General features: G+C 70.0%; 18 protein-coding genes and 2 pseudogenes. 13 read left to right on the forward strand and 7 right to left on the reverse strand.

All coding sequences use genetic code 11. From position 1 onward, the window contains the following. The first annotated feature begins 46 nt into the window (after window positions 1-46). Window positions 47-619 carry a TetR/AcrR family transcriptional regulator gene (locus WA640_RS04405; protein ID WP_335986282.1) on the forward strand — a complete coding sequence of 191 codons (573 nt, stop codon included), beginning with the start codon at window positions 47-49 and terminating at the stop codon, window positions 617-619. Here WA640_RS04405 and WA640_RS04410 read toward each other — a convergent pair. Both WA640_RS04410 and WA640_RS04415 read right to left on the reverse strand, forming a co-directional pair. After that, window positions 597-1178 (reverse strand): GNAT family N-acetyltransferase, encoded by a 582-nt coding sequence (locus tag WA640_RS04410; protein ID WP_335986283.1) that lies wholly within the window; start codon window positions 1176-1178, stop codon window positions 597-599. The genes WA640_RS04405 and WA640_RS04410 overlap by 23 nt on opposite strands. Window positions 1179-1232: 54 nt before the next feature. Then, entirely contained in the window at window positions 1233-1568 is a 336-nt protein-coding gene (locus WA640_RS04415; protein ID WP_335986285.1) for a YciI family protein, read from the reverse strand. Window positions 1569-1753: 185 nt separating this feature from the next. Between WA640_RS04415 and WA640_RS04420 the strand changes: the two genes are divergently transcribed. Continuing rightward, complete coding sequence (locus tag WA640_RS04420; RefSeq protein ID WP_335986287.1) at window positions 1754-5002, forward strand: leucine-rich repeat domain-containing protein; 3249 nt, start codon at window positions 1754-1756, stop codon at window positions 5000-5002. Between the two features lie 98 nt (window positions 5003-5100). Beyond that, a pseudogene (locus WA640_RS28775) lies at window positions 5101-5205 on the forward strand (endonuclease NucS); the annotation flags it as partial. 451 nt (window positions 5206-5656) lie between these two features. On the opposite strand, the gene WA640_RS04425 reads toward WA640_RS28775, so the two are convergent. After that, on the reverse strand, window positions 5657-6112 hold the full coding sequence (locus WA640_RS04425) for a hypothetical protein (RefSeq protein ID WP_335986288.1): 456 nt from the start codon (window positions 6110-6112) through the stop codon (window positions 5657-5659). Between the two features lie 136 nt (window positions 6113-6248). Between WA640_RS04425 and WA640_RS04430 the strand changes: the two genes are divergently transcribed. Next, window positions 6249-6602: a hypothetical protein gene (locus WA640_RS04430; RefSeq protein WP_335986289.1), complete on the forward strand. Its 354-nt coding sequence runs from the start codon at window positions 6249-6251 to the stop codon at window positions 6600-6602. 82 nt (window positions 6603-6684) lie between these two features. Continuing rightward, window positions 6685-7350 (forward strand): endonuclease NucS, encoded by a 666-nt coding sequence (nucS, locus tag WA640_RS04435; RefSeq protein WP_106366175.1) that lies wholly within the window; start codon window positions 6685-6687, stop codon window positions 7348-7350. A gap of 57 nt (window positions 7351-7407) precedes the next feature. Here the strand turns inward: nucS and WA640_RS04440 are convergent, their stop codons facing one another. After that, entirely contained in the window at window positions 7408-7764 is a 357-nt protein-coding gene (locus WA640_RS04440; RefSeq protein ID WP_106366062.1) for a hypothetical protein, read from the reverse strand. Between the two features lie 250 nt (window positions 7765-8014). After that, window positions 8015-10090: an alpha-galactosidase gene (locus WA640_RS04445; protein ID WP_335986290.1), complete on the reverse strand. Its 2076-nt coding sequence runs from the start codon at window positions 10088-10090 to the stop codon at window positions 8015-8017. Window positions 10091-10276: 186 nt separating this feature from the next. On the opposite strand from WA640_RS04445, the gene WA640_RS04450 reads away from it, so the two are divergent. The 3 genes and pseudogenes from WA640_RS04450 to WA640_RS04460 all read left to right on the forward strand — a co-directional run. Next, window positions 10277-11365: a mannose-1-phosphate guanylyltransferase gene (locus tag WA640_RS04450; protein ID WP_106366060.1), complete on the forward strand. Its 1089-nt coding sequence runs from the start codon at window positions 10277-10279 to the stop codon at window positions 11363-11365. Between the two features lie 8 nt (window positions 11366-11373). Beyond that, on the forward strand, window positions 11374-11877 hold the full coding sequence (locus WA640_RS04455; RefSeq protein ID WP_335986291.1) for a hypothetical protein: 504 nt from the start codon (window positions 11374-11376) through the stop codon (window positions 11875-11877). 333 nt (window positions 11878-12210) lie between these two features. Then, window positions 12211-12462 (forward strand): annotated as a pseudogene (locus WA640_RS04460) (WhiB family transcriptional regulator); the annotation flags it as partial. A 419-nt stretch (window positions 12463-12881) separates the two neighbouring features. Here the strand turns inward: WA640_RS04460 and WA640_RS04465 are convergent. After that, entirely contained in the window at window positions 12882-13313 is a 432-nt protein-coding gene (locus tag WA640_RS04465) for a metallopeptidase family protein (RefSeq protein WP_335986292.1), read from the reverse strand. Between the two features lie 121 nt (window positions 13314-13434). Here WA640_RS04465 and WA640_RS04470 point away from each other — a divergent pair, with 121 nt between their 5' ends. From WA640_RS04470 to manA, 5 genes are all read left to right on the forward strand, one after another. Continuing rightward, on the forward strand, window positions 13435-13875 hold the full coding sequence (locus WA640_RS04470; protein ID WP_106366057.1) for a DUF3499 family protein: 441 nt from the start codon (window positions 13435-13437) through the stop codon (window positions 13873-13875). 102 nt (window positions 13876-13977) lie between these two features. Beyond that, on the forward strand, window positions 13978-15357 hold the full coding sequence (locus tag WA640_RS04475) for a phosphomannomutase/phosphoglucomutase (protein WP_335986294.1): 1380 nt from the start codon (window positions 13978-13980) through the stop codon (window positions 15355-15357). Between the two features lie 3 nt (window positions 15358-15360). Next, window positions 15361-15537 (forward strand): Trm112 family protein, encoded by a 177-nt coding sequence (locus tag WA640_RS04480; protein WP_106366055.1) that lies wholly within the window; start codon window positions 15361-15363, stop codon window positions 15535-15537. Between the two features lie 126 nt (window positions 15538-15663). Continuing rightward, the gene (locus WA640_RS04485) at window positions 15664-16860 is read left to right on the forward strand and encodes an SIS domain-containing protein (protein WP_106366054.1); all 1197 of its coding nucleotides are present in this window, start codon (window positions 15664-15666) and stop codon (window positions 16858-16860) included. 152 nt (window positions 16861-17012) lie between these two features. Further along, entirely contained in the window at window positions 17013-18161 is a 1149-nt protein-coding gene (manA, locus tag WA640_RS04490) for a mannose-6-phosphate isomerase, class I (RefSeq protein WP_335986296.1), read from the forward strand. 74 nt (window positions 18162-18235) lie between these two features. Here manA and WA640_RS04495 read toward each other — a convergent pair whose 3' ends face one another. Next, window positions 18236-19267, reverse strand: a complete 1032-nt coding sequence (locus WA640_RS04495) for a GNAT family N-acetyltransferase (RefSeq protein WP_335986297.1) — start codon at window positions 19265-19267, stop codon at window positions 18236-18238. Between the last annotated feature and the right edge of the window lie 331 nt (window positions 19268-19598).

Here is a 19598-nt window from a genome sequence, read left to right on the forward strand (position 1 = left end):
TTACCACTACACCCGCAGTGGTGTCAACCGAGGATCGAGGAACCCCATGCGCCAGAACCCCGAACGCCGCACCGCCCTGGTCGACGCCGCCATCGAGGTCCTCGCCGACCAGGGCGCGCGCGGGCTCACGTTCCGCGCCGTCGACCAGCGCGCGGGCGTCCCCACCGGCACCGCCTCGAACTACTTCCCCAACCGCGACGCGCTCCTCGTCCAAGCCGGCCGCCGCGTCTTCGAACGCCTCGACCCCGGCCCCGAGGTCATCGGCGAGTCCCTCGCCCTGCCCCGCACCCGCGCCTCCGTCGACCGCCTCATGCACGAGATGGTCGGCCGCATCACCGCTTACCCTTCAGGCCAGCTCGCCATGCTCGAACTCCGCCTCGAATCCACCCGCCGCCCCGAGCTCCGCGCGATCCTCACCGAGCAGATCCGTGCCAACCTCCAGGACAACATCGACTTCCACCTCGACACCGCCATGCCCGGCGACGCCGACACCGTCGTCCACCTCTACCTCGCCCTGAACTGGCTCATCCTCGAACGCCTCACCCTCCCCGACCTCTTCGACCAGCCCCGCACGGACGCGCTCATCACCAGCCTCGTCACCCGACTGGTCCCGGAATAGCGCGGGCGAACCGCCGACAGACATGCACCCGCGAGAACTGCTCCCGGAGGCGCTCCTCGTCCGCCATCGCCGCGTGCAGGAAGACCTTGACGGGCCGCAGCCCGTCCCGCCGGGACCCGATGGCCCGATCCGGCTCGCCCTGCTCCGCATACAGGTCCGCGTAGACGTGCAGGTAATGGTCGCCCTCGGAGAACCCCATGGCCCGGTACCAAGCGAGCACCTCGGCATCGTCCCGGGTCCAAGCGTCGAGCGTCTCGACCCCCAGGCGGGACAGCCGCCCGAGGGCGTTCTCCAACAACGTTCTCGCGATCCCCTCGGACCGCCGATCGGGATGCACCGCAACACTCTCGATGGTCGCCTCGGTCCCGTCGACCTCGACGTCCATCAAGCCGACGACCGCCCCGCCCGACACGGCGACGAGCGAGAACCCGGGCTCCGGAATGGCAGGCTTCCCCCGCTCCACCGAATCGAAATAGGAAGTCCCCAAGAATGCGAGCACCCGGCACCGAAGCCACTCGGCCTCATCGTCGGCCGCATAATCCCGAATAACGAAATCCACGCACCAATGCTCCCGAATGAGCGCACCGCCGTAAAGCGCATTCCGTTGAGCCGCTTACATCTCCGGATCGTCCATGAGCGCCCTGACCTCCTGCGCGCACCGGCACGCCACCGCCCACTTCGCGGCCCACCCCTGCGCCTCCTCCAGCGACCCCACGTCCACGATCACGAACCCCCCGACCACGGCCTTCGCCTCCGGCAGCGGCACCTCGGCAACCGCCCCGTCGACCCCGACGACCGTCGCCCCCTGCACCACCCCGCCCCCGGTAACGAACACCCCGGCCCGCTTCGCCTCCGCGACCACCGCATGCGCAGCAGCCCCGACCGCTCCCCACTCCCCGTCCGGAACCACCATCGCCCCGTCATCGAACGAGATCAAATACCGAGTCATCGCACGCCCTCCTTGTCAACCTTTCTCGATACTAAGAACACCCCCCGACACCCGCCTCAACCGCACCAAATCCCCGCCTAGCCCCTCCAGGATCGGAAGGTCGGGCAGAGGCTTGGGTCGCCCACCATGCTGCGGGCCGGAATTAGAATCACCTTCGTCCCGCTCAGCGACAAAGGAGACGCGCCGTGTCGTCCATCTTGCGAGAAGCCGAACGCCGAATCGATCTCGCACTGAAGCGGGACGAAAGGAGCCTCAATCTCTCCGGCCTCGGGCTCTCCGAGGTCCCTCAGCGGATCCGGTTGCTGACGGGTCTGGTCAAACTCGACCTCGGCTATAACCGGATCACCGAACTTCCCGGGTTCATCGGCGAATTCCACGACCTGCGCAACCTCATCTTGCAGGGGAACGAACTCACCGATCTGCCGATACAACTCGGCGACCTCTCGCGCCTGTCGCGACTCCAACTGCACAGCAACCGCCTCACCGACGTCGCCGAGCCCCTCGGCCGACTCGTGCAGTTGGAACGACTCGTCCTCGGCGGCAACCAGATCGAAAGCCTCCCCTCGTGCATCCAGAACTTCGCCTGCCTCAACTTCCTCGACCTCTACGGGAACCGTCTCACCGAGCTCCCTCCCGAGATCGCAGCGCTCAGAAGCCTCACGGACATCGATCTGGGGAGCAACCATCTCGCCTCGATACCCGAGGCCATCGGGGAATGCACCGGGTTGACCAGGATCAACCTCAGCGGCAACCATCTGCGCGAAATACCCGGAACACTCGGCGGGCTCCACTCCCTGACGCATCTCGACCTCAGCGCGAACCGACTGACCGCACTGCCGGACGCCCTCGGCGGCCTCGCACTTCTCACCAACCTCGATCTCTACGGCAACGAACTGGATGTGTTCCCCGCCAGCGTCCTGCGGCTCCGCCACCTGACCCACCTCGATCTCAGCGACAACCGCCTGGTCCAGATCCCTGAAGCCATCGGTGATCTCGAAGACCTCGTCACCCTCAACCTCCACGGCAACCGGCTGACCGACCTCCCTCCGCGGCTCGGCCGCTCGACCGCACTCCGCACACTCGTCCTCGACGACAACGACTTCCCGCCGGAGATCGAGGCCGCGAGCGCACAGGGCGTCCACGCTGTCCTGGCGTTCCTTCGCGAGCTGGCAGTCGACACCGTCGCGGTCCGCGAAGCGAAACTCGTCCTCCTCGGCGAGGGCCAGGTGGGTAAGACCTCGCTGCTGGCGGCGATGCGCGGAGAGCCGTTCGTCGAGCACCGCCCCCTCACGCACGGACTGGAGGTCAAGCCGCTCCGCCTCACCGCCGACGCCGCCGGGCCGCTGACGCTCAATGCCTGGGATTTCGGAGGCCAGGCGGTCGGCCGCCCCACCCACCAGCTCTTCTTCACCTCTCCTGCACTCTATGTCGTCGCGTGGAACCCCCGGGTCGGAGCCGCGCAGGGCTCCGTGGAGTACTGGATCGACCTGGTGCGGCGGCGCGTCGGCGACGACGTCCGGATCCACGTCGTCGCTACGCACGCTGACACGGACGACCAGCTGGGCGATCTCGACGAACCCCGTCTGCGACGCGAGCACGGGGACTGCATCGCCGGATTCCACCGGATCGACAGCAGCACAGGGCGCGGGGTCGCAGGCCTCGCCGACGCCCTCGCCGCCACAGCGTCACGGCTCCCGCATGTCGACCGCCGGCTCCCGGCGCGATGGCGGGCGCTCCTGGAGGAGCTGAACGCGAGCGGAAAGAGCCACCTGACCTTCGCCGAGTACTCGGACCGGGCCAAGGCCCACGGGCTCGACGCCGACTCCGCGCGAGCGCTCGCGCAGGTCGCGACCGAGCTCGGGCACTGGTGCCATTTCCCCGAGATCAAAGGGCTCGGCGACCTGGTGGTGCTGCAAGCCGACTGGCTGAGCCGGGCGGTCAGCCTGGCGCTGAACGACCCTGTGACGAGGGACCGCGGCGGCCTGGTCTCACACAGCCGGCTCGCCCACTTGTGGAGCGATCCGAGCCGTCCCGAACACGAGCGCTATCCGGTGCACCTCCACCCGGCGCTGATCCGCTTGATGCACGAGTTCCAGATCGCCTACCGCATCCGCGACTCCCGAAACGGCCCGACCAGCCTGATCACCCGGCTCGTTCCCTCGGTAGAGCCGGAACTGCCGGACTGGGAGCAGTACGGCGAGGCGCTGCCGGAGCAGTCATATGTGATCGAGTTCCGTGATGCCAGGCGGCGCCGCGTGGTGCCCGAGGGACTCGTCTTCCGCTTAATCGCGTGGTTCCACCGGTTCGCGCTCGAACGCGGTGAGCAGGGCCGGGGCGTCCACTGGGCCTCCGGCATGATCCTCGACGACGGCGGTCACGGCCGCGCCTTGGTGCGCGTCGAGGGCGAGCGGCTGACGGTCACGGTCAAGGCCGCCTACCCCACGTACCTGTGCAAGGTGATCGCGAACGATGTCTGCAACTACTTGAGCGATTGGAAGGGCCTTTCCCCGGCGACGCTGGTGCCCTGCGATACCGCCTGCGCAGCCGAAGGCCGCCCCGAAGCGCACTCGATGCGGTTCGACCTCGCACGGCTCCAACGGCTGAAAGCCGACGGGAGGTTCGCGGCCGCCTGCGCCGAATGCTACGAGCAAGTGCCCGTCGATGCCCTGATCGGCGAGTTCGGTGCGATCGCCGACCCGGTCCAACAGCTGGATGGGGAGGTCGCCGCCGCCGTTCACGCCAGGCTCGACTCAATCGAAGCGCTCATCGACGCGCAGGCCGCGTCGACGCGAACCCACTTCACCGCGGAATCGAATCTGCTGGCCACCCAGGTGCGGACCCAGATCGAGGAGCAGGCCCAGCAGTACCTCGGTCTGTTCGCCGACGAAGGAGCGCGAGGCCCGCGGCTCTTCACGCTCGAACCCGCCAAACAGCCTTCCGGATTGAAGCGCCTGGCACAGCAGCGCGTCCGAGTGATTCTCTGGTGCGAGCACTCTCGCCAGCCGGTGCACGTCCTTGACGGCGACCCCGCAAAGGGGGTCTACATGCTCGACATCGACAAGGAGTGGCTCTCCCGGGCGCGGCCGCTGATCGTGCTCGCCTCTCGTCTGCTCCGGCTGGGCGGGGAATTCGTGCCCAGCGTCCTCAAGCTCGGACTGGAGGACGACCGCTGGAAGGAGGTCGAGGCGGGGATCGGCCTGGCAGCGACTGCGGCCAAGGAACTCGCCTCCAATGCCGCGGACTATGCGGACCGCTCAGGCACCGCTATGGAACTCGATCAGAGCACGCGGTTCGACGAACGAACCCGAGGAGAGATCCGTCTCCTGCACGAGATGCTGGAGCAACGGGATCCGGACTTCGCCGGCTTGCGCCGGGTCCGCGATCGCGGCCGCTTCCTCTGGGTCCACAGCCGGTTTGCCGGCCTGTACGAGTGACCCCTGGCGACCTGTCGGGCCCATTGACGACCGCCCCCGTGCCTCAGAGAGGCGAGCGCGACCGGTCCACACGCGAGGGCGGCGGTAGGGTGCTCCCCATGCGTTTGGTTGTGGCGCGTTCGGTCGATTACACGGGGCAGTTGTCCGCTCATCTGCCCATGGCCCCGCGGCTCATCATGCTGAAGGCCGATGGGGCCGCCGCCGACACGAGCGCCTGAGATGAATCGTCTCGGCGAGGTCTGGCCCCTCCGACACTCCGGCCGAAAGATCGGCCGCATTCCTCTTCGACCGCAGCCTCGAACTCGTCACCGACCACCCCGACAACCTCGCGACCGTACTTGGCTCCACCGACAGCAAAGCCGCGCTGGCTCCAGTCGCTCACCACAGGCGTCAATGAACTCTGCGGGGGATTGGATTCGGAACCGTGTGCTCTCGGCACTCCCTAGCAGGGCCTGAACCTCGAAATGATCGTCCGCCCATGAAGTCGGGAACGGGGTATCGAACCGGCACTTCCGAAGTGCCCCACCGTTTCGAATCTGCAGCACTGGCAGATAGTCCGCCGGCAGCCGACAACCGAGCGAGCACTCCGCAATCTCAACCATGCCGGGCAGCAGTCTCGGGCCGGTCAAGTCGCCATCGAAATCGAATGGCAGGTCAGCCACCGCTGGAACCCCAGAAAGCGACCCACTGGTTGCCGGACTCATCGCTCACCAGCACAAAGCGCCCACTATCGCAGTCGGTTACGTCCCAGATCTCGCGAGTTGTCTCCAGCGCACGCTTCCAATCCGCAACCGAAGGCTTCGCCGTACCGAAGACCTCAAGCGACTCCTGCTCGCTCAGTTCCAGCACCTGGCCCTGGTCGATCTCGTCGAGCTTGATGCTCCGCACGATCTCCCGCATGTCAACGATCGAGTGCGCCCCGGGATAGTCGTTGCCGTAGATCGACTCCTCCCATTCGGTGAGGCTCTGCGGCTTCGGCCCCTTCCGCGGCTCGTCCTCCGGCCTCCAGTACCAGTCCCCCGAGTCGAAGGACCGCTCCCGCAACGCGGCGAGCGTCGCCTCGACCGACCCGTCGAGCTCGACCAGGTAATCCCACGACGAAGCACCCACAACCAGACCATCCAACTACTCGAAGACGACAACCGCCTCGATGTCTGAGGCGTGCTCGGGAAACCTATAGCTTGGGTCCGACATGAATGAACATGCGGACCCATCTTTGGGCCTGCGATGGGCCGGGAGGCAGGGCATGGGGCAACAGATTTCGCTCGGTTTCGATGCGGACGAGCGGGAGTTCTTCGCGCGGACGCTCGAAGAGAGCGGCGGACCAGCTCACGTCACCGACTCCCTGGCTGCATTCGTGGGCTTTGCGGATGCGGCCGATATGGCCAAGCGCTGCACCGACATAGCAGATCGGGTTCGTCGCGACGGCCGCATTGATGCCGCCGATCTCCGACGGAGCCAGCTCGCCTGCGAAATCCTGTTCAGCAGCGACATTCACGGCTCCGGGCTGGACTGGGAAGCCACCACCGGGTTCAGCGACGCCGAGGCGATCGGTCTACTGCGCCGCGTCCAGGTGAAGATGCTTGGTCTGCGCGGCTGAGCCCATTTCCTATTCACGGGCAGGTCTCAGGGCACCCACGGCGTCGCAGAGGCGGCCCTGCGGCACCGGTAGGGTCTTCGGCATGCGTTTGTTGGTGGCACGGTGCCAGGTTGATTACACAGGTCGGCTTTCTGCCCATTTGCCGATGGCTGTCCGTTTGATAATCTGGAAGGCCGACGGGAGTGTGCTGGTGCATGCGGATGGGGGGTCGTACAAGCCGTTGAACTGGATGACGCCGCCGTGTGCGGTGGTCGAGGGGGCGACGGAGTGGACGGTCACCTCGAAGAAGACCGGGGACCAGCTGAAGATCACGATCGAGGAAGTGCTGCACGACTCCAGTCATGAGCTGGGGGTGGACCCGGGGTTGCAGAAGGACGGGGTCGAGGCGCACCTTCAGGAGCTGCTGGCGGCCGACACGGCGCCGCTGGGGAAGGGGTGGAGCCTGGTGCGGCGGGAGTACCCGACCGCGATCGGGCCCGTGGACCTCATGTGCCGCAACGCGGACGGGAAGCACGTGGCCGTGGAGATCAAGCGGCGCGGGGAGATCGACGGCGTCGAGCAGTTGACGAGGTACCTGGAGCTGCTCAACCGCGACCCGCTGCTGGCCCCCGTCGACGGCGTCTTCGCCGCCCAGGCCATCAAACCGCAGGCGCGGGTGCTCGCCGAGGACCGCGGGATCCGCTGCGTCGTCCTCGACTACGACGATCTGCGCGGAGCTGTGGACGAGAGCCAGCCCCGGCTGTTTTAGACGAAGCAGCAAGGGCCGCAACGCGAATGCGTTGCGGCCCTTGGGCGTTCAGCGGGACTACTCGCCGTAGACGGAGTCTTCGGCGTCCTGCCAGATCTGCTCGCACTCTTCGCGGGTGCCCGCACCGGAGTCGACGCAGTCCTGGATGGTGTCCTCCTTGATCTCGTCCGCGGCGTCGCCGACGGCGTTGAAGACCAGGACGTTCATGGCGATCGCGGCGCCGATGGCGAGGATGCCGAGCACGAGGCCCGTGCCGCCGGTGCCCTTGCCCTTGCCGCCGCGCTTGCCGGCGGCGACCAGGGCGACGATGCCGAAGATGATGGCGAGGATGCCGAGGGGGATGGCCGTGAAGACGTTCACGACGGGGATGACGGCGAAGACCAGGCCGATGATGCCCAGCACAAGGGCGGTCACGCCGAAACCGTTGCCCTGCTTCACGGGGACGGGCTGAGGGACGGGCGCCGGGGCAGGCGGGTAAGCCACGAGGGAACTCCAATTGTTCAGGTACTTGAGTTGGGCGGAACTGCGGTGAGTCTATGGGGTCGATGCAAGTCGAGTCGATTCGGGAACCGGGGTAAATCTAGAGATACTACTCACTTCGACCATGCACACCAGGGCGATCACTGTCCGTGATCGTCCTGTGTGTATTCGGCAACAGGATCGCCTATTGCACTCTCCGCAGTCTCATGATAGCGGAATCCCAGTCCGCGGGGGTCCACCGCATCGGCAGCCCCAGCGCATTGAGCGCAGCGCCCCAATGGGTCTCGCCCGTGTCCTCGTCGACCCACCGTGAATCGGACGGAATCCCCGCGGGCCGCAGCGGCGCCAGCGGGCGGTTGCAGTGCCACGGGGTCTTGAAGGCCAGCACCGCGATCCGGTCGCCGAGGACGTACTGGACGCCCGTCAGCGCGTCCGCCTCCGGGTCGCCGAGCCGGTACTGCGCGCCGTGCTGCACGACCGGCCGCAGCTGCTTGTACAGCGCGATGTGCGCAGCGGCCTCGTCAAGCTCCGCCTCCGACCACTCCGAGAGGTCGCCGCCGACGGCGAGCACCCCGGCGCTGGCGACCTGGAAGCGGAAGCGCAGCGAGGTGGTGCGGTGGTTGAAGCCGCTGGGCTCGTCGGTGATCCACGCGCCCATGGCCCGCGCCGGGTACGCCTGGCTGAAGCCGTACTGGATGTTGACGCGGTCCCCCGCGTCGGTGTTGTCCGAGGTCCACACCTGGTCGACGTAGCGCAGGATGCCCGGGTCGACGCGGGCAGCGCCCCCGGCGCAACCCTCGATGCGCACGCCCGGGTGGGCGCGGCGCAGGCGGTCCTTGAGGGCGTAGACGGCCCGCACGTGCTCGAAGTAGGCGCGGTCGGGGTCGTCGGAGCCGGGGCGGCCGACCTCGGTGAGGGGCCGGTTGTGGTCCCACTTGACGTAGTCGATCGGGTTGTCGCCCAAGAGCTTGTCGAGCCAGCCGAAGGCCCATTCGGCGACCTCGGGGCGGCCGTAGTCGAGGACCATCTGCTGGCGCAGCTCGGTCCGCTCGCGGCCCTCCTGGTGCAGGACCCAGTCCGGGTGGGCGCGGTACAGGTCGGAGTCCGCGTTGACCATCTCCGGCTCGACCCAGATGCCGAACCGCATGCCCGCCTTGTGGACGGCGTCGGCGAGCGGCGTCAGGCCGTCGGGGAACCGCTCGGGGTTGTGCCACCAGTCGCCGAGCCCGGCGTTGTCGGTGGTGCGCCGCCCGAACCAGCCGTCGTCGACGACGAACTGCTCGCAGCCGATGCGCGCGGCCAGCTCCACCAGCGGCAGCTGCTTCTCCTCGGAGACCTCGAAGAACACCGCCTCCCAGGAGTTGAACAGCACCGGCGCGTCCTCGTCCGCCGTGGGCATCACGTGGCGGCGCAGGTGCTCGTGCCAGGCCCGCGAGGCCCCGCCGAAGCCCTCGGTGCTGAACAGGCCGGAGTACACCGGGGTCGTCCAGGTCTCGCCCTCGCGCAGCGTCCAGCGCAGCCCCTCCTGCCCGGCGCCGCCGGTGACCGAGACGCGGCCCTGCGCGGAGCGGCGCAGCTGGACCCGCCAGGACCCCGACCACGCGAGGTTCGCCGAGTACACCGTCCCCGCGGTCTCGGTGGCGGTGCCGTCGTCGAGGGCGATCCACGGGTTGGCCTGGTGGCTGGTGTTGCCGCGCCGCGAGCCGAGGACGGTCTCGCCGACGGGCAGCTCGGTGCGCCGCAGCTGCCACTCCCCGGCCCACTCGCCCGAGAGGTGCGAGAGCCGGTAGCCGCCCCAGTGCGGAAGCGTCCAGGCCGCGGAGTCGAAGCGCGAGACCTCGACCGGCGCGCCCGCCTCGATCGCGGCCCACCGGTCGAGGACCCCGGTGTCCCACAGGCGGTAGTGCAGCGTCAGGACCAGGTCGCGGTCGGTGAAGCTGATCGCCAGCGCGTCGCCGTCCACCGCGTGGTCGCGGTAGTTCCACGCGAAGCCCTTGGCGCCGTCCGGGTGCCGCAGCTGGAGCGACGGGGTGGCGAACTGCGGCCCGAGCTCGCCGAGGAGCTCGGCGCCGGTGTGGAGGCGGTCGTCGAACGAGTAGGCCTCGCGCCACTCCCGCACCAGGGACGGGACGGCCCCGTCGGGGATCTCGGGCCCCCAGTACAGCTGGCGGGGCAGTCCGTCGCCGAGGCCGACGACGTAGGACAGGCCGGCCCCCGACAGGTGCCAGGTGCGGGCGGCTTCGTCGAAGCGGATGGGCATGCGGGCTCCTCTGCGATCGGTGCGGGGACCAGTCTGCACGGCGCCCGCACCACCGGCAAACGATATCCCCGCCCGTGGACGGGGGACGTTGCCCGATCCTTCACCCGGCCGCAACGCCCGCGTCACCCCGCGGCGGGCGCCGCGGGGGTGAACGGGCACGTGGGAGGGGCGTGCAAGACTATTGGCATGCTTCACGCGGTGGTCCCCGCAGGCGGTTCCGGAACCCGGCTCTGGCCCCTGTCTCGCGCGCAACGACCCAAGTTCCTGCTGCCGCTGACCGGCACGGACTCGTCGCTGCTCCAATCGACCGTGGAGCGGGTGCGGCTGCTGTCGCGGCCCGACCACGTCTACGTCGTCACCGGGGCCGCGCACGCGGTCGACGTGGCCCGCCAGCTCCCCGACGTGCCCGGGGACAACATCCTCGTCGAGCCCTCCCCCAGGGACTCGGCCGCCGCGATCAGCCTCGCCGCGGCCGTCATCGCCGAGCGCGAGCCGACCGCGGTCATGGGCGCGTTCGCCGCCGACCACCTCGTGCCCGACGGCGAGGCGTTCGCCAAGACCGTCGAGCGGGCCATGGAGCTGGCCGGGACCGGCCTGCTCATGACCATCGGCATCAACCCGACGGGTCCGGACACCGGCATGGGCTACCTGCGCATCGGCGCGCCCGTCGGGCCCGGGTACCAGCTCGAAGCGTTCGTGGAGAAGCCCGACCAGGTCTCCGCGGTCGAGTACGTCTCCTCGGGGAACTACCTGTGGAACGCCGGGATGTTCGTGTGGCGCGTCGACGTGTTCCTCGCCGAGCTGGCCCGCCACCGCCCGGCCCTGCACGAGGCCGTGCGGACCCTCGCGAAGGCCTGGGACTCCACCGGCCGCGAGGCCCTGTTCTCGCAGCTGTGGCCGACGCTGGAGAAGATCTCGATCGACTACGCCGTCATGGAGCCGGCCGCGGCGGCCGGGCGCGTCGGCGTCGTCCCCGGCGACTTCGACTGGCACGACGTGGGCGACTACAACACGCTCGGCCAGGTCCTCAAGGCCGCCGACAAGGTCGGCAACGTCGTCGTCGAGCCGCGCGGCTCCGGTCGGGCGCTGCTGACCGAGTCGAAGCGGAACGTCGTCGTCCCGGCTTCGGGGCGCCTCGTCGCCACGGTCGGCGTCGACGACCTCATCATCGTGGACACGCCGGACGCGCTCCTGGTGTGCCCCAGGGACCGCGCGCAGGAAGTGAAGGGACTCGTGGAGGAGTTGAAGCAGTCGCAGCGGAACGACCTCGTCTGATGGGGCCCTTGCAGCTCGCGCCGCGCACGCGCACCGCCCTCGCCGCCGTCCTCCTCGCCTGCGCCGTCGTCGTCATCCTCGTCGCGTTGTCGCAGTGGCTGTTCGGGGCCGGGGTCGACCCGCGGGACGACACCATGAGCCGCGCCGCCGGAATCGGCTTCACCGACGAGGCCCGCGGCACGCTCTTCTCGATCCTGCCCGTCGCGCTGCCGCTGCTGGCGGCGCTCGTCGCGCCGCCGACGAGACCCGGACGGGTGATCGCACGATCGACCCGTCTCGTCTACGCCGCCTACATCGTTATCGGAGTGCTGCTGGCGTTGACAGCGGCACGGTACGGATTCGACGAGGCCGGGCAACTGGCGAAGGAAGGACAGGTCTTCATCGACACCCGCGCGGCGGTCGAACGGCTGCTGCTGGACGTCGTGTGGCTCGTGCTGGCCGCCATCGGCCTCGCATTCGCACAGAAGGCCGGAAAAGGCGAGCGAACCTCCACTGCGGAGGCTGTCAAGTAAGGTCCCCCGCAAGCGTGAGTCTGAGGGGTCCTTCCATCGTTCGGATCACTGTGCGCTATCGTCTGATATCGAACCGTTATCGAATAGCGATGAGCACTCATCGTCCATAGAGATGAGTCAGGCGGCGCGGCCCCATCTTCAGGCCGCCCGCGGGGCATCGGACTTATTGCAGGACTTGACCACCAGCGGGCGACCGGCGCGCCCGCCGCAGGGCCGTACGCGTTTCAGGGGAGGGGACGCGTGCACGCCTCAAGTCCGCATTCCGGTGCCGTGCAAGTGATTGCAAGGGGGGAGCACCGGATTTCCGGTGCGCGAACGAGGAGGCGGACGTATATGGACGGCCGTGACTACTTGGCCGACCTGTTGGGTAACGTTCCGGAGTGGCAGGTTCGCGCGCTGTGCGCGCAGACCGACCCGGAGGCGTTCTTCCCCGAAAAGGGGGGCTCCACGCGGGATGCGAAACGCATCTGCGCGCGGTGCGAGGTCAAAGAGAACTGTCTGCAGTACGCACTCGACCACGACGAGCGGTTCGGCATCTGGGGCGGGCTCTCGGAGCGGGAGCGCCGCAAGATCAAACGCCAGGCCCGGGAGGCGGCGCGGCGCCGCCACGAGCGGCTGCCGGTGGTGGTGTGCCTGCCGACCCCGATGATCAACCCCGCGCTCGCCGCGGAGTTCGCCTTCACGGCCGAGGCTCCGCACGCGGAGCCGGTCCTGATGGGCGGCTGCCGCAGCGAGGCGCTGATGGACGAACTGGTCGGACCTCGCCGAGGCGAGCCGGCCGCACCGCGGGCAACGGAGCCCGCGCCCGAACCCCGCGTGCCGGTGGCGGCGTAAGGGACATCCCGACGAGCGGATGAGGGGACGGAGTCGAACGATTCCGTCCCTTCGCCGTTCCCGGCAACAGGTGAAACGGGACATTCCCGATTTGTCCGCCCGGGGGACCCCTTGTTTTCAGTGTATGCCGCAGGTCCGACATTCCCGTTCGAACAAGGCGCGAGCACCGCTCAGAACTCCAGGTCCTCCGGCGGGAGGTTCAGCAGGGACGCGAGCTGCTCCACCAGGACCGAGCGCACCAGCGACTCCGTGTCGGCCTTGCTCTCGCCGCGCAGCTCGATCGGCCTGCGGTAGAGGACGATCCGCGGCGAGGCCGCCGCGGTGCCGGGCTGCGACGGGTAGAGCTTCGAGAGCGGCACGCCGCGGTCCTCGACGATGTCCGCGTCGTACGACTGCGGCTCCGGCGGCACCTCGTCCACCGCGAACTCGATGTGGCGCAGGTCGGTGAACTTGCCGCCCAGCGTCTCCGCGAGCCGCCGCTCGATCGCGACCACCGACTCCATGACCAGCGCGTCGAACTCCTCCACCGGGGTGCGCCGCAGCGGCAGGGCCCCGGGCGCCAGCGGGCCCCGCATCCCCCGTCCGTGTCGATCTCTGCGCATGGGGCCACCTTAGCGTCCGGGTCGGACGAAACGGGCCCCCGAGAGACCCCGCGCCGCGAATCGATCCGCGGCCACTGGTCAGCAACACCGACTTCGACACCGCGAGTGGTAGTTTCGTGGGGTGAGGTCGGATCGGCGTTGCTCCCGGAACGGCTGCCGCCAGCCTGCGGTGGCCACTTTGACATATATCTACTCGGATTCGACGGCTGTGGTCGGCCCGCTCTCGACGGCGCGGGAGCCCCACAGCTACGACCTGTGTGATGCGCACGCCCGGCGCCTCACCGTGCCCCACGGCTGGGAGCTCGTCAGGCACCAGGGCGACTACGCCGTGCCCATGCCCACCGACGACGACCTGGTCGCCCTGGCCAACGCCGTGCGCGAGGCCGCGGTCGGCGAGCGCCACGAGGACCCGGGCGAGCCCGACGACGCCGCGACGCTCGCAAGCCGCCGCCTCGCCGAGGCCGATCCGGCTCCGCGCCAGGGCTTCCGGTCCGCGACTCCGCAATTCGGTGCCCGGCGTCACCTCCGGGTGGTGTCCGGCGACGAGGACATGCAGGGTTAGTCTCGTGTGCGGGGGCGGCCCCTCCGCAGCGGCGCGGCGGGTCCGCGGAGGCTCCCTCCCCTGATCGGCCCCGCATGCACACCCGAAAGGCGGCAGCAGCCCGTGGCTCCCAAGCTCAGTGAATTCGTGAAGGCCTACGACGTCCGCGGACTCGTCGGATCGCAGCTCACGCCCGCTGTCTTCGAGGCGATCGGCGCGGCCGCCGTCGCCGTCACCGGCGAGAAGACCTGGGCCGTCGGCCACGACATGCGCGACTCGGGCCCCGGGTTCGCCGAGGCCTTCGCGCGCGGCGCCACTCGCGCCGGGGCCGACGTCGTCGACGCCGGCCTGTGCTCCACCGACATGCTGTACTTCATCGCGGGGCTGCGGAACGTCGCGGGCGCGATGTTCACCGCCAGCCACAACCCCGCCGAGTACAACGGCCTCAAGATGTGCCTGCCCGCCGCGCGGCCCATCGGCCTCGACACCGGCCTGGCCGACATCCGCGACAAGGCCCAGGCCATCCTCGACGGGGAGCCGACCCCCGAGGCCGAGAAGCCCGGGACGGCCACGAGCGAGGACTTCCTCGCCGCGTACGCCCAGTACATGCGCGACCTCGTCGACCTCTCCGGCATCCGCCCGCTCAAGGTGGTCGTGGACGCGGGCAACGGGATGGGCGGCCACACCGTCCCCGCCGTCCTCGGCGACCAGCTCCTCGCCGCGCTCCCCCTCGACATCGATCCGCTCTACTTCGAGCTCGACGGGACCTTCCCCAACCACGAGGCCAACCCCCTCGAACCGAAGAACATCGTGGACCTCCAGGCCCGCGTCAAGGAGGCCGGCGCCGACCTCGGCCTCGCCTTCGACGGCGACGCCGACCGCTGCTTCGTCGTGGACGCCGACGGCGAGCCCGTCACCCCCTCCGCGATCACCGCGCTCATCGCCACCCGCGAGCTCGCCAAGCACCCCGGCTCCGCGGTGTGCCACAACCTCATCACCTCCAAGGCCGTCCCCGAGATCATCGCCGAGCACGGCGGCCGCCCGCTGCGCACCCGCGTCGGCCACTCCTACATCAAGGCCGTCATGGCCGAGGAGGACGCCGTCTTCGGCGGCGAGCACTCCGGGCACTACTACTTCAAGGACTTCTGGTTCGCCGACACCGGCATGCTCGCGGCCATGCACGTGCTCGCCGCCGTCGGCGGCTCGGACCAGACGCTCGCCGAGCTGGCCGCGGACTACGTGCGCTACACCGCCTCCGGCGAGATCAACTCGAAAGTGGACGACCCGCACGCGAAGATCGAAGAGGTCGCCGCGCACTTCGACGCCCAGGAGGGCGTCGCGACCGACCGCCTCGACGGCCTCACCGTCTCGTTCCCGGACGGCTCCTGGGCCAACCTGCGCCCCTCCAACACCGAACCGCTGCTGCGGCTGAACGCCGAAGGCCCCGACACGGCCTCGATGGAACGGCTGCGCGACGACATCCTCCGCATCGTAAGGAACTAGGCCATGCCCGCCACCGCGCCCAAACCAGTGCTCCTCGAACTGCTGCGCTGCCCCGAACCGCACCACGCCCCGCTCGCGTACGACCGCGAGGAGAACGCCCTGACGTGCTCCGAGTGCGCGAAGGTCTTCCGCGTCGAGGACGGCATCCCCGTGATGCTCCTCGACGGTGCGACCGAATAGCGCCGCCGCCGAGCAGCACTGCGGCGCAGCGGCTCCCGAGCGGCGCCGAGCGCGCGGCGGGCGCCCCCGAGCGATCCCACCCGGCAACCGAACCGCGACGGCCGAGGCAGGCCAAGGAGGAACAGCATGGGTCTTGAGGACGACGGCTTCGCCGGCATCACCGGCGACCGGCTCCCGGACGAACGGCGCATCGAAGGCGACCTGAGCGAGTCGATCCGCCCCGGCGGGGCGCTGTGGGCGCTCGCGTCGGCCGGGCCGCAGCTGCGCGAGTCGGCGGCGCTCGCCGCCGACGCCGGGCTGGGCGCGCTCGCCGAGGAGGGCCGCCCCCGCGCGGTCGTCGTCGCGGGCGTCGGCACCGCGGCGCGCACCGGCGACATCCTCGCCACGGTCGCCGGGCCCCGCTGCCCGGTCCCGATCCTCGGGCACCGCTCCGCGGGCGTCCCCGGCTGGGTCGGCGCCGCCGACGTCGTCATCGCCGTCTCCGCGTCCGGCCGCAGCCCCGAGGCGCTCGCGGCCGCCGAGGCCGCCGCCAGGCGCGGCGCCCGCCTCGTCGCCATCGGCGCCCCCGACTCCGAGCTCCAGGCGCTCGCCGAGCGCGCCCGCGCCTCGTTCGTCGCGGTCCCGCGCCGCGCCCCCGCCCGCCTGAGCCTGTGGGCCCTCACCGTGCCGGTCCTCATGGCGGCCAGGGAACTCGGGCTCGTGAACCTGGTCGAGGCCGACATCGCCGAGACCGCGCGGCGCCTCGACGAGGACGCCGAGCGCTGCCGCCCCGACGCCGACGCGTACGTCAACCCGGCGAAGGAGCTGGCGATGAACCTCGCCGGGTCCATCCCCGTCGTATGGGGCTCCAGCCCGCTCGCGGGCGTCGCGGCCCGCCGCTTCGGCGACATGCTCGCCGCGAACTCCCGCTACCCCGTCGTCTCCGGCGAGCTGGGCGAGGTCGGCCGCGGCCGCGTCGGCCTCCTCGACGGCGTGTTCGGGTCGCTCGCCGAGGGCCAGAAGGACATCTTCGCGGACCCCGACGACGGCGACGAGCTGACCCGGCTGCGGATCGTGCTCATGCGCGACGACGGCCTCGACGGCGACGACGCCAACCCGAAGCCCGACACGCGGCGCGCCGACGCCGTCGCGGACCTGGCCGGGCGCCGCGGCGTCCGCTGCGACGTGCTCCCCGCCGAGGGCGGCTGCGCCCTGGAGCGACTCGCGTCGCTCATCGCCGTCCCCGACTTCGCATCGGTGTACCTCGCGCTCGCGCACGGCCTCGACCCGATGCGCGTCCCCGCGGTCTCCGAGATGAAGGACTACACGCTCGGCAGCGAGTGAGCGACAAGGTGTGAGGGCCGCGGACGGTGCGCCGTCCGCGGTCTCTGCCGCGCAGGTGCCCCGCGTCATCCGTACGAGGACGCGGGCTACGGTACGCGTGGGCCCGACGGATAGAGTTGTGGTCTCCGGATCGAGATGAGTGAGGAGCGGCGGTGCAGGGGCTCTACGGCGTCATCCGCAACTACGCGTGGGGATCGCAGATCGACATCGCCAGGCTCCAGGACCGCGAGGTCCCGGCCGACCTGCCCGAGGCCGAGGAGTGGTTCGGCGCCCACCACAGCGCGCCCTCGACCCTCCACGACGGGCGCCCCCTCGACGCCGCGATCGCCTCCGACCCGGCCGGGATGCTCGGCGAGCGCGCCCACGAGCGCTTCGGCCCGAAGCTCCCGTTCCTGCTCAAGCTCCTCGCCGCCGCGAAGCCGCTGTCGCTCCAGGCGCACCCGAACGCCCGCCAGGCCCACTCGGGCCACCAGCGGGAGATGCGCATCGGCATCGACATGGCCTACCGCAACTACGTGGACGACAACCACAAGCCCGAGATGCTGGTGGCGCTCACCGAGTTCCGCGCGATGTGCGGCTTCCGCGACCCGCTCGACGCCGCCGCCGACATCGAGGCGCTCGGCGTCCCCGAGCTCGAAGGGCTCGCGGCCACGCTGCGCGACAAGAAGGCCGGGCTCCGCAAGGCCGTCCCCGACCTCCTCGGGCTCGCCCGCGACGAGTGCCGCTCGATCATCGACGCCGCCGCGAAGGCCGCCTCCGAGCTCGCGACCGACGACGGCGCCGACCTGGTGTCGCTCGCCCGGTCCTACCCCGACGACCCGGGCGTCCTGGTCAGCCTGCTGCTCAACCACATCACGCTCCAGCCCGGCGAAGCGGTGTACATGCCCGCGGGGAACCTCCACGCGTACCTGCACGGCTTCGGCGTCGAGATCATGGCCGCCAGCGACAACGTGCTGCGCGGCGGCCTCACCAACAAGCGCGTCGACGTGCCCGAGCTGCTGCGCGTCCTCGACTTCCAGGCCATGGCCGACCCGCGCACCGCCGCCGAGGACGACGGCCCGGTCCGCACCTGGCCGGTCCCCATCGACGACTTCCGGCTCCGCCGCGTCGAACTCACCGGCGCGCCGCTCTCCATCGACGTCGACGGCCCCCGCATCTGCCTGTCCACCGGCGGCGAGGTCACCGTCGCCGACGACCAGGGCGCCACGGCCCTCGCGCCCGGCCGCGCCGCGTTCTCCGCGGGCGCCTCCGGACCGGTCGTCGCCAGCGGCGAGGGCGAACTGTTCATCGCCAGCGCCTAAGGCCCGCAACGAAAGACCGGCCCTGCCACATCGTGGCAGGGCCGGTTCCCATCTGCAACGCGGGAATCTGCGTTCTAGAGCTTCTTCTGGACGTCGAGGTCCCTGCACAGGGCCCGGTAGCCGACGGCCTCGTTGATCGCGATCATGTGATCGTTGGACTCGGCGTTCCAGGTGTGCACGTACCGGAGCTTGGGCCGGTACTGGCGCAGCGCCCGCTGGTTGGCGATCTTGAGGATCGTGCCGAGGCGGTGGCCGCGGTGCGCGGGGTCGACGATCGTGTCGTTCTGCCCGGCGTGCTCCTCGTCGCCGGGGAACACGAGGATGTCGGTGAGCCCGGCGATCTCGCCGCTCTCGACGTGCCGGACCGCGGCGGCGAGCTGGAGCTGGCCGCGGGCGGTGAAGGTGCGCTCCTCGTCGCGGACGCGCTCGGCGTCGTACACGGAGGGGCGCATGTCGAGCTCCTCGCCCATGGGCGGGTCGGTGGACATGCGCTGGCGCATGGCGGCGACGCCTTCGACGACGTCGTCGGGGGCGTGGTTGATCCACTGCACGAGCTCGTAGCCCGCGGCGTGCTCCCAGGCGTCGACGTAGAGCTTGGCGAGTTCGTCGTCGTCGACGGCGAAGAGGTCGTTGCGGCGGTGGATCTCCTGGTCGACGGTCTTGTAGCCGCGGGCGGCGGCGAAGTGCTGCCCGGCGTGGTCCTGCTTCGGGGCGCCGTCGAGGGAGTCGGTGACGGCGGACAGGAGCGTGTCGCGGCCGAGTTCGGCGGCGCGGCGCTCGGCGTGCGCGAGGAGCGCGGTGCCGACGCCGCGGCGGCGATGGTCGGGGTGGACGAGCAGCTCCAAGGACGCGAGGTGCTGATTGTCGGTGAGGAAGGTGACGAGCTCGACGTAGCCGACGACGGCGCCGCCGGAGACGGCCGCGTACCGCTCGGGCCGGATCGCCGCGGGGTACAGGAGCAGGCGGAGACGCTGGAGGGCGGGCCTGCTCTGGGGCGTGCCGGGGTTGTCGTGCTCGTACACGGCGCGCTCGACTTCGATCCAGCCGTCGACCAGGTCGCGGTCGAGGGGATCGATCGGGACGATCTCGATGTCAGGGTTGCTCACGCCCTGACCCTCCCCCATGTGGAGGGCGGCGCGCAAACGAATTTGAGGACAGCGCTTGCCAATCGGGGCAAAAATGTGCCGGGCGGCCACCCCAGACCGCCCGGCACTCCCCCCGGTTTGGTTTCCCCGTGGCGCCTGCGGAAATGGTCTGGAACCCGGTGGATTCCCGCATCTCCGTGACGCTGCGTATCTGCAATATTACCCACCGCCTCAGCAGTGTCAAGCAGAAACAGCGGTTGCGGCAAATTTTTTTCCGTGTCGCCTGCCACGGGCGCCCCAGGGGCCCGCGCCCGGCGTGTCGCGTGCGCGGCGCCACGGTCCCGTTTAGCTG

Source organism: Glycomyces sp. MUSA5-2, from assembly GCF_037034145.1.
Classification (GTDB): domain Bacteria; phylum Actinomycetota; class Actinomycetes; order Mycobacteriales; family Micromonosporaceae; genus Glycomyces; species Glycomyces artemisiae.